The sequence below is a fragment of the Streptomyces sp. NPDC088554 genome (assembly GCF_044752945.1).
Lineage (GTDB): Bacteria > Actinomycetota > Actinomycetes > Streptomycetales > Streptomycetaceae > Streptomyces.
This window is the reverse complement of sequence record NZ_JBIVMF010000003.1, coordinates 120,053-136,107: the sequence shown is the minus strand read 5'-3', so window position 1 is coordinate 136,107 and position 16,055 is coordinate 120,053. Positions and strand designations below refer to the sequence as shown.

Annotated in this window: 13 protein-coding genes; 10 read left to right on the top strand and 3 right to left on the bottom strand. The window is 70.6% G+C overall.

Annotation, left to right across the window (positions count from 1 at the left end; all coding sequences use genetic code 11):
• Positions 1 to 17: 17 nt before the first annotated feature.
• From ACIP8W_RS04520 to pssA, 6 genes are all read left to right on the top strand, one after another.
• Positions 18 to 2,030 carry a protein meaA gene (locus tag ACIP8W_RS04520; protein WP_402201919.1) on the top strand — a complete coding sequence of 671 codons (2,013 nt, stop codon included), beginning with the start codon at positions 18 to 20 and terminating at the stop codon, positions 2,028 to 2,030.
• Positions 2,027 to 3,001 (top strand): HpcH/HpaI aldolase/citrate lyase family protein, encoded by a 975-nt coding sequence (locus ACIP8W_RS04515; protein WP_401952911.1) that lies wholly within the window; start codon positions 2,027 to 2,029, stop codon positions 2,999 to 3,001. Before ACIP8W_RS04520 ends, ACIP8W_RS04515 begins: the two co-directional genes overlap by 4 nt.
• Before the next feature lie 3 nt (positions 3,002 to 3,004).
• Positions 3,005 to 3,550 carry a MaoC family dehydratase gene (locus ACIP8W_RS04510; RefSeq protein WP_401952908.1) on the top strand — a complete coding sequence of 182 codons (546 nt, stop codon included), beginning with the start codon at positions 3,005 to 3,007 and terminating at the stop codon, positions 3,548 to 3,550.
• Position 3,551: 1 nt separating this feature from the next.
• Positions 3,552 to 4,757, top strand: a complete 1,206-nt coding sequence (locus tag ACIP8W_RS04505; protein ID WP_402149517.1) for an acyl-CoA dehydrogenase family protein — start codon at positions 3,552 to 3,554, stop codon at positions 4,755 to 4,757.
• A gap of 181 nt (positions 4,758 to 4,938) precedes the next feature.
• Entirely contained in the window at positions 4,939 to 5,586 is a 648-nt protein-coding gene (locus tag ACIP8W_RS04500; RefSeq protein WP_401952904.1) for a phosphatidylserine decarboxylase, read from the top strand.
• On the top strand, positions 5,579 to 6,433 hold the full coding sequence (pssA, locus tag ACIP8W_RS04495) for a CDP-diacylglycerol--serine O-phosphatidyltransferase (RefSeq protein ID WP_401952901.1): 855 nt from the start codon (positions 5,579 to 5,581) through the stop codon (positions 6,431 to 6,433). The genes ACIP8W_RS04500 and pssA overlap by 8 nt, the downstream gene beginning before the upstream one ends.
• A 509-nt stretch (positions 6,434 to 6,942) precedes the next feature.
• On the opposite strand, the gene ACIP8W_RS04490 is transcribed toward pssA, so the two are convergent.
• Positions 6,943 to 8,097 carry a glycerate kinase gene (locus tag ACIP8W_RS04490; RefSeq protein ID WP_402201916.1) on the bottom strand — a complete coding sequence of 385 codons (1,155 nt, stop codon included), beginning with the start codon at positions 8,095 to 8,097 and terminating at the stop codon, positions 6,943 to 6,945.
• 244 nt (positions 8,098 to 8,341) lie between these two features.
• On the opposite strand from ACIP8W_RS04490, the gene ACIP8W_RS04485 reads away from it, so the two are divergent.
• The 4 genes from ACIP8W_RS04485 (at position 8,342) to ACIP8W_RS04470 (ending at position 13,757) form a co-directional block, all read left to right on the top strand.
• Positions 8,342 to 8,803 (top strand): NUDIX domain-containing protein, encoded by a 462-nt coding sequence (locus ACIP8W_RS04485; protein WP_402202037.1) that lies wholly within the window; start codon positions 8,342 to 8,344, stop codon positions 8,801 to 8,803.
• 66 nt (positions 8,804 to 8,869) lie between these two features.
• Positions 8,870 to 10,090 (top strand): MerR family transcriptional regulator, encoded by a 1,221-nt coding sequence (locus tag ACIP8W_RS04480; protein WP_402152966.1) that lies wholly within the window; start codon positions 8,870 to 8,872, stop codon positions 10,088 to 10,090.
• A gap of 206 nt (positions 10,091 to 10,296) precedes the next feature.
• Entirely contained in the window at positions 10,297 to 11,439 is a 1,143-nt protein-coding gene (locus ACIP8W_RS04475) for a hypothetical protein (protein WP_402152968.1), read from the top strand.
• 98 nt (positions 11,440 to 11,537) lie between these two features.
• Positions 11,538 to 13,757, top strand: coding sequence for an NADP-dependent isocitrate dehydrogenase (locus tag ACIP8W_RS04470; RefSeq protein ID WP_401952891.1), 2,220 nt, complete (start codon positions 11,538 to 11,540; stop codon positions 13,755 to 13,757).
• A 105-nt stretch (positions 13,758 to 13,862) separates the two neighbouring features.
• Here the strand turns inward: ACIP8W_RS04470 and ACIP8W_RS04465 are convergent, their stop codons facing one another.
• Both ACIP8W_RS04465 and ACIP8W_RS04460 read right to left on the bottom strand, forming a co-directional pair.
• Positions 13,863 to 14,354, bottom strand: coding sequence for a methylated-DNA--[protein]-cysteine S-methyltransferase (locus ACIP8W_RS04465; protein WP_401952888.1), 492 nt, complete (start codon positions 14,352 to 14,354; stop codon positions 13,863 to 13,865).
• A gap of 11 nt (positions 14,355 to 14,365) precedes the next feature.
• Positions 14,366 to 15,838: an AlkA N-terminal domain-containing protein gene (locus ACIP8W_RS04460; protein WP_401952885.1), complete on the bottom strand. Its 1,473-nt coding sequence runs from the start codon at positions 15,836 to 15,838 to the stop codon at positions 14,366 to 14,368.
• Positions 15,839 to 16,055 lie beyond the last annotated feature (217 nt).

Below are 16,055 nucleotides of genomic sequence, written 5' to 3'. Positions count from 1 at the left end.
CGCTCATGATCAACGGTATGACCGACCGCCAGAAGGACAGGCCGTGGCTCATGCGGACCTACGCCGGCCACTCGACCGCCGAGGCGTCCAACGAGCTGTACCGCCGCAATCTCGCCAAGGGGCAGACCGGTCTCTCCGTCGCCTTCGACCTCCCGACCCAGACGGGGTACGACCCCGACCATGTCCTCGCGCGCGGCGAGGTCGGCCGGGTCGGCGTGCCGGTCTCCCATCTCGGCGACATGCGGCGGCTCTTCCAGGACATCCCGCTGGAGCGCACGAACACCTCGATGACCATCAACGCCACCGCGATGTGGCTGCTGGCGCTCTATCAGGTGGTCGCGGAGGAGCAGGGCGCCGATCTCGCGCTGCTCCGGGGGACGACCCAGAACGACATCGTCAAGGAGTACCTGTCGCGCGGGACGCATGTCTTCCCGCCGGGGCCCAGTCTGCGGCTGACCACCGACATGATCACCTACACGGTCGGCCGTATCCCCAAGTGGAACCCCATCAACATCTGCAGCTACCACCTCCAGGAGGCGGGGGCCACCCCGGTCCAGGAGATCGCCTACGCGATGTCCACCGCCGTCGCCGTACTCGACGCGGTGTTCGCGTCCGGCCGGATCCCCGACGAGCGCAGGGGCGAGGTCGTCTCGCGGATCTCCTTCTTCGTCAACGCCGGGGTGCGTTTCGTCGAGGAGATGTGCAAGATGCGGGCCTTCTCCCGCATCTGGGACCGCGTCACCCGGGAGCGGTACGGGATCGAGGACGCCGGGCAGCGCCGCTTCCGCTACGGCGTCCAGGTCAACTCGCTGGGCCTGACCGAGGCCCAGCCGGAGAACAACGTCCAGCGGATCGTCCTCGAAATGCTGGCCGTCACCCTCTCCCGGGACGCCCGCGCCCGCGCCGTCCAACTTCCCGCCTGGAACGAGGCGTTGGGGCTGCCCCGACCCTGGGACCAGCAGTGGTCGCTGCGGATCCAGCAGGTCCTGGCGCACGAGAGCGATCTGCTGGAGTACCCGGACCTCTTCGAGGGCTCGCACGTGGTCGAGGCCAAGGTGGCCGCCCTGGTCGCCGAGTCCTTCGAGGAGATCGACCGGATCGAGGGGATGGGCGGGGTGATGGCCGCCGTCGAGTCCGGCTATCTCAAGTCGCGGCTGGTCTCCGCGCACGCCGAGCGGCGTGCGCGGATCGAGTCGGGCGAGGAGCGGATCGTCGGCGTCAACTGCTACGAGTCGACCGAGCCCAGCCCGCTCACCGCGGATCTCGACACGGCGATCATGATGGTCGACCCGGCGAACGAGGCCCGGGTCGTCGAGGCCCTGGGCACCTGGCGCGCCACCCGCGACGGAGCACGGGTCACCGACGCACTGGCCGCGCTGAAGGCGGTCGCCACGGGCACCGGCAGTCTGATGGCCGCCAGCGTGGAGTGCGCGCGCGCCGGGGTGACGACCGGCGAGTGGTCCGGGGCGCTGCGCGAGGTCTTCGGCGAGTTCCGGGCGCCGACCGGGGTGAGCGGCGCGCCCGTCGCGGTCTCCGCCGAGCGGGGCACCCCGCTGGCGGCCGTACGGGAGAAGGTGTCCCGTACGGCGACGGAGCTGGGCTGCGGGCGGCTGCGGCTGCTGGTCGGCAAGCCCGGCCTGGACGGGCACTCCAACGGCGCCGAGCAGATCGCGGTACGTGCCAGGGACGCCGGCTTCGAGGTGGTCTACCAGGGCATCAGGCTCACGCCCGAGCAGATCGTCTCGGCCGCGCTCGCCGAGGACGTGCACTGCGTGGGCCTGTCCATCCTGTCCGGGTCGCACTCCGCCCTCGTACCCGATGTGCTGGAGCGGCTGCGCGAGGCCGGCGCGGGCGATCTTCCGGTGATCGTCGGCGGGATCATCCCGAACGCCGACGCCGAGGAGCTGCGGGCGGCCGGGGTGGCCGCCGTCTTCACCCCGAAGGACTTCGGAATCACCGAGATCATCGGCCGTATCGTCGACGAGATCCGTATCGCCAACAAGCTCGACCCACTGGAGGTCTCCGCATGACTGTCCCCGAGAGCCGCGCCCACCGGCTGCGGCCGCGCCGCTCCTGCCTGGCCGTGCCGGGCTCGAACCCGCGCTTCCTGGAGAAGGCGCAGGGGCTCCCCGCCGACCAGGTCTTCCTGGATCTGGAGGACGCCTGCGCGCCCCTCGCCAAGGAGGGGGCCCGGCACACCATCGTCGACGCGCTCAACAAGGGCGACTGGACGGGCAAGACACGGGTCGTACGGGTCAACGACTGGACGACACACTGGACGTACCGCGATGTGATCACGGTCGTCGAGGGCGCGGGCCAGAACCTGGACTGTCTGATGCTGCCGAAGGTCCAGGACGCCCAGCAGATCATCGCCCTCGATCTGCTGCTGACCCAGATCGAGAGGACGATGGGCTTCGAGGTCGGCCGGATCGGGATCGAGGCGCAGATCGAGAACGCCAAGGGCCTGGTGAACGTCGACGAGATCGCGGCGGCCTCGCCCCGGCTGGAGACCATCGTGTTCGGCCCGGCCGACTTCATGGCCTCCATCAACATGAAGTCCCTGGTCGTGGGCGAGCAGCCGCCGGGGTACGGCGCCGACGCGTACCACTACATCCTGATGCGCATCCTGATGGCGGCCCGTACCCACGATCTCCAGGCGATCGACGGCCCCTACCTCCAGATCCGCGATGTGGACGGCTACCGCGAGGTGGCGCGCCGTGCGGCGGCGCTCGGCTACGACGGCAAGTGGGTGCTGCACCCGGGCCAGATCGAGGCGTCGAACGAGATCTTCTCGCCGTCGCAGGAGGACTACGACCACGCCGAGCTGATCCTGGACGCGTACGAGTTCCACACTTCGGCGGCGGGCGGCGCGAAGGGGTCCGCGATGCTGGGCGACGAGATGATCGACGAGGCCAGCCGCAAGATGGCGCTGGTGATCTCGGGCAAGGGCCGGGCCGCGGGGATGCGGCGCACCACCTCGTTCGAAGCGCCGGAGGTGTGAGCGATGCGGTTCGGGCGCACCTTTGAGGAGTTCGAGATCGGGGCCGTCTACAAGCACTGGCCCGGAAAGACGGTCACGGAGTACGACGACCATCTCTTCTGTCTGCTCACCATGAATCATCACCCGCTGCATCTGGACAGCAACTATGCGCGGAACACGACGGATTTCGGAAAGAACGTCGTCGTCGGCAACTACGTCTACTCACTGCTGCTCGGCATGTCGGTGCCCGACGTATCCGGTAAGGCCATCGCCAATCTGGAGGTGGAGTCGCTGCGGCATATCGCGCCGACTTTCCACGGGGACACGCTTTACGGCGAGACGACGGTCCTGGACAGGACTCCGTCGAAGTCGAAGAGCGACCGCGGAATCGTGTATGTGGAGACCCGGGGTTACAAGCAGGACGGCACGGTGGTGTGTGTGTTCCGCCGCAAGGTGATGGTTCCCACCGAGGCGTACGTCGAGGAACGCGGCGGCGAACAGCCGGGCCGTCCGGAGCCCTTGTCCACCCCCTCGCCGCAGCCTTTGTCCCCGCCGAAGCAGGAGAAGTGAGATGAGCCGACTCGCCCAGACCGCCGGGCTGACCGATATCCAGCGGGAGATTCTCTCGACGGTAAGAGACTTTGTCGACAAGGAGATCCTCCCGGTCGCCGGGGAACTGGAACACCGCGACGAATACCCGACGCGGATCGTCGAGGGCCTGCGGGAGCTCGGCCTGTTCGGGCTGATGATCCCGGAGGAGTACGGCGGTCTGGGCGAGTCGCTGCTCACCTACGCGCTCTGCGTGGAGGAGATCGCCCGGGGCTGGATGTCCGTCTCGGGCATCATCAACACCCACTTCATCGTGGCGTACATGCTCAAGCAGCACGGCACCCAGGAGCAGAAGGACGCCTTCCTGCCGCGGATGGCGGCCGGTGAGGTGCGCGGGGCGTTCTCGATGTCGGAGCCGGGGCTCGGCTCCGACGTGGCGGCCATCACGTCCAAGGGGGTCAGGGACGGCGACGAGTACGTCCTGACCGGCCAGAAGATGTGGCTGACCAACGGTGGCACCGCCGGCTTGGTCGCGGTGTTGTGCCGCAGCGACGAGGGACTGCCGGAAGGCGCGCCTCCGCACCGGTCGATGACCACGTTCCTCATCGAGAAGGAGCCCGGCTTCGGCGAGGTGCGGCCCGGTCTCACCATCCCCGGGAAGATCGACAAGATGGGCTACAAGGGCGTCGACACCACCGAGTTGATCATGGACGGAGTACGCATTCCGGCCGATCGGGTACTCGGCGGCACCACCGGCCGAGGGTTTTACCAAATGATGGACGGCGTCGAGGTCGGCCGGGTGAATGTCGCCGCGCGTGGTTGTGGAGTAGCACAGCGCGCATTCGAACTCGGCGTCTCGTACGCCCAGCAGCGCCATACATTCGGCAAACCCATCGCCCAGCATCAGGCCATCCAGTTCAAGCTGGCCGAAATGGCTACCAAAGTCGAGGCGGCCCATGCGATGATGGTGAATGCGGCACGCAAAAAGGACTCCGGGGAACGAAACGACCTGGAGGCAGGGATGGCGAAGTACCTCGCCTCCGAATACTGCAAGGAAGTCGTCGAGGACGCCTTCCGTATCCATGGCGGTTACGGCTTCTCCAAGGAGTACGAGATCGAGCGTCTCTACCGCGAGGCACCGATGCTGCTGATCGGCGAGGGTACCGCCGAGATCCAGAAAATGATCATCGGCCGCCGACTACTGGAGGAGTACCGATTCCAGGGTTAAGAGTCACTTTTCAGCCGATTTGACGGCGAAGAAAATCACACCCGACCGACCCCGGTCGCACGCTTCGGGCCGCCCGACTCGGGTGCTGGCTTGCTCAGTTGCGGCTCACAACCAGTACCATCGCTGAAAAGCCGCCGTCCCCCCGTTGCCAGCGCGGCATCCTCCGCTACGAAGGTCATTCATGCCCCACAGCCAAACCTCTGCACCACGCGGCCGGGTCCGCATCGCACGCGGAGCATCGCCGTGGCTCCTGCCGACCGTCGCCACCGCAGCGATCGGCCTGGTGCGCGCGCGCAGCTCCAAGCGTGCCGCAGTTCTCGCTGTACCCGCCACCGCGCTCGCGGCGGGCATGTTGTGGTTCTTCCGGGACCCGGAGCGTGAGATCGCGCAGGGCCGGGTCATCTCCCCGGCCGACGGTGTGGTGCAGAGCATCATGCCGTGGAAGGACGGGCGCACCCGGGTCGCCATCTTCATGAGCCCGCTCAACGTGCACGTCAACCGCGCTCCCCTCGCGGGAACGGTGACGTCCGTGGAGCACATCCCCGGCGGATTCGTCCCGGCGTTCAACAAGGAGAGCGAGAACAACGAGCGCGTTGTCTGGCACTTCGACACGGAGCTGGGCGACATCGAGATGGTGCAGATCGCGGGTGCGGTGGCCCGGCGCATCGTGCCGTATCTGCCCGAGGGCAGCAAGGTGGAACAGGGCGAGCGCATCGGCCTGATCCGATTCGGCTCGCGCGTCGACATCTACCTTCCGGAAGGTGTCGATGTCGCCGTCGAGGTCGGTCAGACCACGACCGCGGGGGTGACTCGAATTGACCGTGATTGATCCCGAAACCCAGGCCGGCTGGGTCCCGACGGCCGAGGCCAAGGCGGAGGACGACGCGGAGGACATGCCGCTGTCGATGCGGCTGTCGATAGCGGACACGCTTACTCTCGGTAACGCGACCTGTGGATTCATGGCCGTGTACTTCACCACGACCGGCATCCTCATCCCACATCTGACGGGCAGCGACGAGAGCGGCATGGCCCGGCACTCCGCCGCGACGGCCGTCATCCTGATGCTCGCTGCGGCGATCTTCGACCTGTTCGACGGACTGGTGGCACGCAAGCTCCGCAGCTCGCCGATGGGCGCGGAACTGGACAACCTCTCCGACCTGATCAGCTTCGGCCTCGCCCCGGCCTACTTCGTACTGGTGTACGGAATGGTCGCGGACGACGCACATCAACGGGTGTCGGCGCTGGCCGCCATCGTGGTGTTGCTGGCCGTGGTACTGCGGCTGGCGAGATTCTCCTGCGTGACCATGAAGGACGGCATGTTCCAGGGCATGCCGAGCCCCTTCGGGGCGCTCACGGTCATCTCGATCGTGCTGCTGGAGCTCCCCTTCGTACCGACGCTGCTCGCGATCATCGGTGTGGCGTGGCTCATGGTGAGCCGGGTCGAGTACCCCAAGCCGCGGGGCGTCCTCGCGGTGGCGATGCTCAGCTGGATCGTGGCGGCGATCGGGCTGCTGGCGGGCTGGGCGTTCGACGCCCCGGGCGGTCAGCTGCTGCTCCAGACAGGCTGCGCGCTCCAGGTGGTGGCGGCCGCGGTGATCCCGCTCTTCGCCACGGCGCGCCGGGTGAACACCTTCCGCGGCAACCGCCGCGAGGCACGGGCGGCCCAGCTGCCGTAAGGATTTTCGTACGACCACAGAGGGCCCGGGTGCATGCCGCACCCGGGCCCTCTCTGTAATGATTCCCGGTAATGATTCCCGGCCATGACCGATGGATCGATACTTCAGCTGTTCGAAGATCATGCACAACGGGCACCCGACCGGCTCGCCGTCGTCACGGAACGTGAGCTGATCGGCTACCGGGAGCTCGACACGGCGGCCAACCGGCCGGCCGCCCATCTCACCGCGAGCCGCGCGCTGCCGGACCCCGCCCCCGTCGCCGTCGCCATCGCCGTCGCCATCGCCATCGCCATCGCCATCGCCATCTGCACGGAACGCCCCTACGACGCCCTGGTCGCGATGGTCGCCGTACGGTCAGGGCGAGTTCGTCACGGGAGGCGGCCAGCTGCTCGGGGGCGTACCTCCAGTGCCCCTTGGAGCGCGGCACGAGCGCGGTCAGCGCCCGTGCCTCGCCGGGGCGGGCCCGCCGGATCCGCGTCCGGTCCCGCCGGATCCGCGTCCGGGCCCACTCAGGTCAGGAAGTCGCGCGCGATGTCCGTCGCCAGCCGCTCCAGCAGCGGGCCCGCCTCGGCCATGCAGACCGCGGGGTCGGACTCCAGGTCGGTGAGGGCGTACGCGCGGCGGATCCCCGCCCTGCCGAGGGCCTCCGGGAGGAGGGCGAGCCGGCCGCAGACCGCGATGACCTCGATGTGCCGGGCGCGGGCGGCCGCCGCGACGCCCGCGGGGGCCTTGCCGTGCAGGGTCTGTTCGTCGAGGGAGCCCTCGCCGGTGATGACGAGGGTGGCCCTGGCCAGCGCCGGCCCGAAGCCCAGGACATCGAGCATGACCTCGATGCCGGGGCGGAAGCGGGCGCCGAGGCCGACCAGCGCGCCGTAGCCGATGCCACCCGCCGCGCCGGCGCCGGGCGCGTACGCGAGATGGGCGGCCCGGGAGCCGACAGCCGCCTCCAGCACCGTGACGTAGTGGGCGAGGGCGGCGTCGAGCAGGGTGACCTCCTCGGGGCTCGCGCCCTTCTGCGGCCCGTAGACGGTGGGGGCGCCCTTGGGGCCGGTCAGCGGGTTGTCGACATCGCTGGCGAGGACGATGTCGGTGGCGGCCAGCCGGGGGTCGAGGCCGGAGAGGTCGGCGGTGGCGAGGGCGCGCAGCCCGCCGCCGCCGGGGCCGACCGGCCGGCCGGCCGCGTCGAGGAGGCGGGCGCCGAGCGCCGTGAGCATCCCCGCGCCGCCGTCCGTCGTGGCGCTGCCGCCGACGCCGAAGACGATGGACCGCGCGCCCGCGTCGAGGGCGGCGCGCAGCAGCTCGCCGGAGCCGTGGGTCGTCGCGGTGAGGGGCGCGAAGAACCCTTCGGGAAGGTGCTGGAGGCCCGACGCCTCCGCCATCTCGATGACGGCGGTGGTGTCGCGCAGCGCGTAGGCGGCGGTCACCTCGGCGCCGAGCGGCCCGGTGACGCGTACCTCGCGGCGCTCGAATCCGGCCGCCACGGCCGCCGCGACCGTGCCGTCGCCGCCGTCCGCGACGGGCAGCGCCTCGACCGGCACCCCGGGGGCGACCTGGCGCAGCCCGGCCGTCACCCGTTCCGCGACCTGGACGGCCGTGAGCGATCCCTTGAACTTGTCCGCCGCGATCAGTACATGCGCGGCTCTGGCCACCGGTCCGTCCGTCACCTTGTCATCCCTCGCTGTCGAACAGGCAGTCGCGCCGGTCCGACCCTATCCGTCCCGATGGCTCCCTGCCCATGGTCCCGACGCTCCTCTCGCGGCGAATCGCCACCCGATGGGCGATACGCCCATGTTCTGTGCGGAGTTGGCACGCGGATAGGCTTCCACCGTGACGGATACCGATACGCAGGACCAGGCCCCGCCCGTCGGCGGCGCGACCGAGGGAACGGACGCCGGTTATGCCGCGTACATCGCCGGACTTCCGCGCGTTCTCGCGGGCGCGGCCATGCTCTTCAGGGACGGCCGGGGCCGGGTGCTGGTGGTCGAGCCCAACTACCGGGAGGGCTGGGCGCTGCCCGGCGGGACCGTAGAGTCCGACGCGGGCGAGACCCCGAGCGAGGGGGCCAGGCGCGAGACCCTGGAGGAGATCGGCCTCGACATCGAGCCGGGGCGGCTGCTGGCCGTCGACTGGGTGCCGGGGACGGCCAGGCCGCCGCTCGTCGCGTACCTCTACGACGGTGGGGTGCTCGACAAGGAGCGGCTCGCCGCGATCGTGCTCCAGGAGGAGGAGCTGCTGTCGTGGCGGCTGGTGGAGCGCGCGGACCTTCCCGCCCATCTGCCGGGCTCGCTCGGGTCCCGGGTGCTGGCGGCGCTCGACGCGCTGGGGTCGGGCACGGGCACGGTGGAGCTGGAGAACGGCCACCGCCGCTGACGTGTGCTGTGACGTGTGACGTGCGGAGTTGACTTTCAAGCGGCATGAACGCCGACAATCGCCGCCATGGACAGCACTGCGGACCACACCCCCGACGGTACGACGCCCCCGCGCCGTACCACCCTCTCCCTCACCCCGGTCGACGCCTCGGGCGGCGTCCCGGCCGGTCTCACCCTCGGCAGCCCCGAGCTGCTGAGCATCGGCGCCTTCGCGCAGCGCGTCGGTCTCACGCCGAGCGCGCTGCGGTTCTACGACGACTGCGGGGTCCTGCCGCCCGCCCGGGTCGACGAGGCGACCGGCTACCGCTCCTACGGCCTCGACCAGGCGCTGCGGGCCAAGATGCTCCGGAGCCTGCGGGACGCGGGGCTGCCGCTGGCCGATGTGGGCGTCGTCCTGGACGGCGAGGAGAGCGCGGCCCGCGCCGTGCTGGAGCGGCACCGCAGGACCGTACGGGACAGATCACGGGCGGCGGACGCCACGATCGAGGCGGTGCTGCGGTCGCTCTCCGTCGCCGACCCCACGGTGGTACCGGTGCCCGAGGAGCCCATGGCCGAGCCGGCCACCCTGGTGCGGCTCGGCGGCGCGGAGCTGGCGAGTGCGGTGCGTCAGGTCGTACCGGCGGCGGGACGGGATCCGGAGCACCCGGTCCTGGGATGTGTGCTGATCGAGATCGACCAGTACGAGGTACGGCTGGTGGCCACCGACCGGTACCGGCTGGCGTTGCGCGATCTGAAGCCGGTCGTGTCGCTGGAGGGTCCCGCGCGCCAACTTCTGGTGGCGGCGGACCAGTTGGCCGAGGTCGGAGCGTGGGCCGCGCGGCGTACGGCGGTGACGGTCGAGAGCGGCCCGGACGGCACGGCCGTACGGGACACGGACGGCTCGGACTCCCGCGAGCTCGCGCTGTCCGACGGCGACTTCCCCGCCTACCACGAGATGCTGGCCGAACTGCCGCCGCACGGGCACCGGGTGATCGTGGGACGGCGGGCCCTGATCGACGCGGTCGGCGCGTGCGGTGACACCCCGGGGGTGGCGCTGGGGCCGGGCGCGGACGAGCTGTGCGTATCGCTGCCGGACGGCTCCCGGACGACCGCGGTGCCCGCCGTGCTGGTGGGCGGGGCGCCGCCGCGGATCGGCTTCGACCCCGGTGTACTGATCCCGGCCCTGGAGTCGAGCGTCGGCCCCGATGTGCTGCTGGAGATCTCCGCCGCGACCGGCCCGGTCGTGGTGCGCTCCGCCGACCAGGGCGGATTCACCATGCTGGTGATGCCCATCGGCCTTGCCCCGTAAGGCAACTGACGCTCCGGCAGAAACGGACCGTCCCGGTTGACGGCTTCGGACGGATCCGGTCGGGTGTTCATGCCGTGTTGCCCTGTCGTGCACCCGCGCCCGGCATCATGCTGGATTCCCCGACCACCCCGGAGGAACCCTTGCGAAGTCCTCGACGCCCTCGCCCGCGCGGACCGCGCCCGACGATCCTGGCCGTCTGCGCCGTCATGGTCACCGCTGTCCTCACCAGCGGCTTCACGGCCCCGAGCACGGCCGGGGCCGAGCGGCGGCCGGACCAACCGCCCCAGCCGCCCCCGGCGCCCACCACGGTCGACGGGGGCGCCTGGCGGTCCGGGCATCTTCAGGGCATGGCCGTGGACCGCCGCGCGGGCCGGATGTACTTCTCCTTCACCAACCTGTTGGTGAAGACCGATCTGCGCGGCACCCCGCTCGGCTCCGTCACCGGGTTCACCGGCCATCTCGGCGATCTGGACTTCGACGAACGGGACGGCAGGGTCTACGGCTCCCTCGAGTACAAGGCGGCCAAGGCGTTCTACATCGCGGCCTTCGACGGGGACCGGATCACCCGGATGAACATGGACGCCGCCTCCACCGGAGTGGTCTCCACCGTCCATCTGCGGGAGGTCGTGCGCGACTACACCGCCGATATGAACGGCGACGGTGTCTTCGACGGCGACACCGCCGACACCCCCGACCACCGGTACGGATGCAGCGGCATCGACGGGGTCGCCTTCGGGCCCTCGCTCGGCGGCGGGGGCGGCACCCTGCTCACCGTCGCGTACGGCGTGTACGCCAACTCCGGCCGCCGGGACAACGATCACCAGGTCCTGCTCCAGTACGACGTACAGCGGTGGAAGCGCTACGAACGCCCGCTGTCCGAGGACGCCCCGCACACCAGCGGCCCGCCCTCGCCCGCCGGCAAGTACTTCGCGTACACCGGCAACACCACCTTCGGCACCCAGAACCTGGCGTACGACGAGCACAGCGGCGACTGGCTGCTGGCCGCGTACCGGGGGAAGAAGACACACTTCCCGAACTACACCCTCTTCACCGTCGACGGCTCGCGGCCCGCCGTCACGGGCGCCGTGCGCGGCCAGCCCGAGCCCGAGGAGGGCAAGCTGCTGTCGCTGCTGCCGCACGGTCTGCACGACAGCGCCTCCGGTGTGTACGGCTGGGAGGCGGCGGGCCAGTACGGTCTGGTCTCGCTCGGCGACGGCCGCTACTACGTCGGCGAGGCGGGCACGGTCCAGGACGGCGGGCAGACGCTGCAGACCGGCCGCGCGGTCCTGCACCACTGGACGGGACGGCCCCCGAACCCCTTCGCACCGGTGGCCCCCGGTCACGTATGACAGCCGTGGCCGCCTCCGACCGTGGGGGTCGGTGTCGGGAAGCGGCGGCCAGGAGATATCTTGATGTCGAGACGTTGTCGACGTGAAGCGGAGTACCGGTGACTGACTCGACCATCATCTATACGCACACCGACGAGGCCCCGGCCCTGGCCACGTATTCGTTCCTGCCGGTGGTCCAGGCTTATGCCTCGACGGCGGGCGTGCGGGTGGAGACCCGTGACATCTCCCTGGCCGGGCGGATCATCGCGAGCTTCCCGGAGCGTCTGGAGGAGGGGCAGCGCATCGAGGACGCGCTCGCCGAACTCGGCGAGCTGGCGAAGACACCCGGTGCCAACATCATCAAGCTGCCGAACATCTCGGCCTCGGTCCCGCAGCTCAAGGCCGCCGTCGCCGAGCTCCAGGAGCAGGGCTACGCGCTGCCGGACTACCCGGACGACCCGAAGACCGACGAGGAGCGGGACACCCGCGCGCGGTACGACAAGGTCAAGGGCAGCGCCGTCAACCCGGTGCTGCGCGAGGGCAACTCCGACCGGCGTGCCCCCGCCTCCGTCAAGAACTACGCCAAGGCCCACCCGCACCGGATGGGCGCCTGGAGCGGCGACTCCAAGACCAATGTGGCGACCATGGGCGCCGACGACTTCCGCTCCACCGAGAAGTCCGCGGTCATCGCCGAGGACGGCACGCTCCGGATCGAGCTGGTGGGCGCCGACGGCTCCACCACGGTCCTGCGCGAGTCGGTACCGGTGCTCGCGGGCGAGGTCGTCGACGCGGCCGTCCTGCGCGTGGCGGCGCTGCGTGAGTTCTTCACCGCCCAGATCGCCCGCGCCAAGGCCGAGGACGTACTGTTCTCCGTCCACCTCAAGGCCACCATGATGAAGGTCTCCGACCCGATCATCTTCGGCCATGTCGTGCGCGCCTTCTTCCCGAAGACGTTCGCCGCGTACGGCGAGAAGCTCGCCGCCGCCGGTCTGAGCCCCAACGACGGGCTCGGCGGGATCCTCAAGGGCCTGGCCGCGCTGCCCGAGGGCACCGAGATCAAGGCGTCCTTCGACGCCGAGCTGGCCGAGGGCCCCGCGCTGGCGATGGTCGACTCCGACCGTGGCATCACCAACCTGCACGTCCCGAGCGATGTCATCGTCGACGCCTCCATGCCGGCCATGATCCGCACCTCCGGGCACATGTGGGGCCCGGACGGCCAGGAGGCCGACACGCTCGCGGTCCTCCCGGACAGCAGTTACTCCGGTGTCTACCAGGTCGTCATCGACGACTGCCGCGCCCACGGCGCCTTCGACCCGTCGACGATGGGCTCGGTGGCCAACGTCGGTCTGATGGCACAGAAGGCCGAGGAGTACGGCAGCCACGACAAGACCTTCGAGATCTCCGCGCCCGGCACGGTGCGGATCGTCGACGGCGGCGGCGCCGTCGTACTGGAGCAGGACGTGGCCGCCGGGGACATCTTCCGCGCGTGCCAGGCCAAGGACCTGCCGATCCAGGACTGGGTCAAGCTCGCCGTCACCCGCGCCCGCGCGACCGGCGTCCCGGCGGTGTTCTGGCTGGACGAGACCCGTGCGCACGACGCGCGGCTGATCGAGAAGGTCAAGACCTACCTCGCCGGCCACGACACCGAGGGTCTGGAGATCAAGATCCTGTCGCCGGTCGAGGCGACCGCGTTCTCCCTGGAGCGCATCCGCCGCGGCGAGGACACGATCTCGGTCACCGGCAACGTACTGCGTGACTACCTGACCGACCTCTTCCCGATCCTGGAGCTGGGCACCAGCGCCAAGATGCTCTCGGTCGTCCCGCTCATGAACGGCGGCGGACTGTTCGAGACCGGGGCCGGCGGCTCCGCTCCCAAGCACGTCCAGCAGCTCGTCAAGGAGAACTACCTGCGCTGGGACAGCCTGGGCGAGTTCCTCGCGCTGGCCGTCAGCTTCGAGCACCTCGCGCAGACCACGGGCAACGCGCGCGCCCAGGCGCTCGCGGACACCCTCGACCGCGCGACCGCGACCTTCCTCAACGAGGACAAGTCGCCCAGCCGTCGGGTCGGTGGCATCGACAACCGCGGCAGCCACTTCTACCTGTCGCTCTACTGGGCGCAGGAGCTGGCCGCGCAGACCGCCGACGCGCAGCTCGCGGAGGCGTTCGGCGCCCTCGCCAAGACGCTCACCGAGCAGGAGCAGACGATCGTCGGCGAGCTGAACGCGGTCCAGGGCTCGGCGGCCGACATCGGCGGCTACTACCAGCCCGACCCCGCCAAGGCGACAGCCGTCATGCGCCCGTCGAAGAGCTTCAACGAGGCCCTCGCGATCCTGGGCTGACGCCCGGGTTCATGGTCCATGGGAAGGTCCCGCAGGCCGTCGTCCCTGTTGACGGCCTGCGGGACCTTTCGTTGCCCCGCTACGTCCTTGTGCTGTACGGCGGGCCTACGGCCGCCACGCCTCCAGCGTCAGCAGCCGCTGCTTGCGTTCGAGGCCGCCGCCGTATCCGGTGAGGCCGCCGGTGGAGCCGATCACCCGGTGGCAGGGCACGATGATGCCGATCGGGTTCTTGCCGTTGGCGAGGCCGACCGCGCGGGAGGCGCCCGGCTTGCCGAGGGCCGCCGCGAGTTCGCCGTACGAACGGGTCTCCCCGTACGGGATCTTCCTGAGCTGTTCCCAGACCGAGCGCTGGAACGCGGTGCCGTGCAGGCACAGCGGCAGGTCGAAATCGGTCAGCTCACCGTCGAAGTAGGCGCCGAGCTGGCGGATCGTCTCGGTGAACGGCCGGGGGTCCGGGGCGCCGAAGGACTCCTCGGACGGGCGGTGGCGCTGGTCGACCATGTAGAGGCCGCTCAGTGCCGCGTCGGTCGCGACAAGGGTGAGTGGCCCGTAGGGGCTGTCGATCACGGTGTGCACGACATCGGGTCGGGTGGTCATGACGGGCTTCCTCAGGCTGGCAGCAGGTTGATGGCGTGGTCGTCGGTGGCCCAGAGATACTGGACGGCATAGGCCCGCCAGGGCCGCCAGGCGGCGGCGCGGGCGGTGAGGGCGGCGGGGGTGGACGGCAGGCCGAGGCCGGCGGCGGCCCGGCGGACGCCGAGGTCGGTGGGGAGGAACGCGTCCGGGTCGCCGAGTGCGCGCATCGCGATCACCTCGACGGTCCAGGGTCCGCATCCGGGCAGCTCGGTGAGGCGCGCCCTGGCCCGGTCCCAGTCGCTGTCGGGGCCCAGCCGCAGTGATCCGTCGGCGAGGGCCGCGATCAGGGTGGTCAGGGTCGTACGGCGACTGCGCGGCAGGGCCTGCGCCTCGGGGTCGAGCCCGGCCAGCGCCTCGGGGGCCGGGAACAGATGGGTGAGGCCGCCCTCGGGGTCGTCGACGGGCACGCCGTGCGCGGTGACCAGCCGGGCCGCGTGGGTGCGGGCGGCGGCGGTGGAGACCTGCTGGCCGAGCACGGCCCGTACGGCGAATTCGGCGGCGTCGACCGTACGGGGCACCCGACGGCCCGGTGCCTTGTCGACCAGCGGGGCGAGCAGCGGGTCGGCGCGCAGCTGCTCGTCGACGGCGACGGGATCGGCGTCCAGGTCGAGCATCCGGCGGCAGCTGCTGATGGCGAGGGTGAGGTCGCGCGGGTCGGTGAGGGAGAGCCGGCAGGCGATGTGGTCGGGGCGCGGCGAGAGGGCGACGATGGCGTGCCCGTACGGCAGGGAGAGCGTGCGCCGGTACGCGCTGTCGCGCCATTCCTCGACGCCGGGGACGGCGGTCGCGGCGAGATGGCCGAAGAGGTTGTCCGGGGTGAGGGGCGCGCGGAACGGCAGCCGGAGCTGGATCACGCCCGGGGGCGCCGGGCGGTCGGGGGTGCGGGAGCCCCGTACCCGCAGCTCGCTCGGGGAGAGCGCGAAGACCTCGCGGACGGTGTCGTTGAACGCCCGGATCGAGGCGAAGCCCGCCGCGAAGGCGACCTGGGCCATCGGCAGCGCGGTCGTCTCGATGAGGACGCGGGCGGTCTGGGCCCGCTGGGCGCGGGCCAGGGCGAGCGGGCCCGCGCCCAGCTCGGCGAGGAGCTGGCGCTCGATCTGGCGCGCGGAGTAGCCGAGCCGGCCCGCGAGCCCGGGGACGCCCTCGCGGTCGACGATCCCGTCCTGGATGAGCCGGACGGCACGGGCGACGGTGTCGGCGCGGGCGTTCCACTCCGGGGATCCGGGGCTGGTGTCGGGGCGGCAGCGCTTGCAGGCGCGGAACCCGGCCTGCTGGCAGGCGGCGGCGCTCGGGTAGAAGGTCATGTTCTCGGCCTTCGGCGGTACGACAGGGCAGCTGGGCCGGCAGTAGATCCGGGTGGTCAGAACAGCGGTGAAGAACCAGCCGTCGAACCGCGCGTCCTTGGATCTCACGGCGCGTACGCAGCGTTCGGTGTCGGTGTGCATGGTTCAAGCATCCGGCACCGAACGGGCGCGGGCTGGCGGAAAAACGACATCAGGGTGGGCGGGGGTGTCGGGCCGCCCGGCGGCCGACCCGTGCGGCCGCTCGCACCGGTCGATGAACCCTGTACGTACTGGACGGGGGCGTCCAGTACGTTTCCTGTACTCACGCCTGTTCCGCCCCCGCCCTTTGCCCCGGGAGTCCCGGAGATTTCCCGGAGAA

Excerpts from the sequence above, each read along its gene's own strand:
- ACIP8W_RS04520 (WP_402201919.1), top strand. The coding sequence starts at position 18 with ATGACCGACCGCCAGAAGGACAGGCCGTGGCTCATGCGGACCTACGCC.
- ACIP8W_RS04515 (WP_401952911.1), top strand. The coding sequence starts at position 2,027 with ATGACTGTCCCCGAGAGCCGCGCCCACCGGCTGCGGCCGCGCCGCTCC.
- ACIP8W_RS04510 (WP_401952908.1), top strand. The coding sequence starts at position 3,005 with ATGCGGTTCGGGCGCACCTTTGAGGAGTTCGAGATCGGGGCCGTCTAC.
- ACIP8W_RS04505 (WP_402149517.1), top strand. The coding sequence starts at position 3,552 with ATGAGCCGACTCGCCCAGACCGCCGGGCTGACCGATATCCAGCGGGAG.
- ACIP8W_RS04500 (WP_401952904.1), top strand. The coding sequence starts at position 4,939 with ATGCCCCACAGCCAAACCTCTGCACCACGCGGCCGGGTCCGCATCGCA.
- ACIP8W_RS04480 (WP_402152966.1), top strand. The coding sequence starts at position 8,870 with ATGGACAGCACTGCGGACCACACCCCCGACGGTACGACGCCCCCGCGC.
- ACIP8W_RS04475 (WP_402152968.1), top strand. The coding sequence starts at position 10,297 with ATGGTCACCGCTGTCCTCACCAGCGGCTTCACGGCCCCGAGCACGGCC.
- ACIP8W_RS04465 (WP_401952888.1), bottom strand. The coding sequence starts at position 14,354 with ATGACCACCCGACCCGATGTCGTGCACACCGTGATCGACAGCCCCTAC.
- ACIP8W_RS04460 (WP_401952885.1), bottom strand. The coding sequence starts at position 15,838 with ATGCACACCGACACCGAACGCTGCGTACGCGCCGTGAGATCCAAGGAC.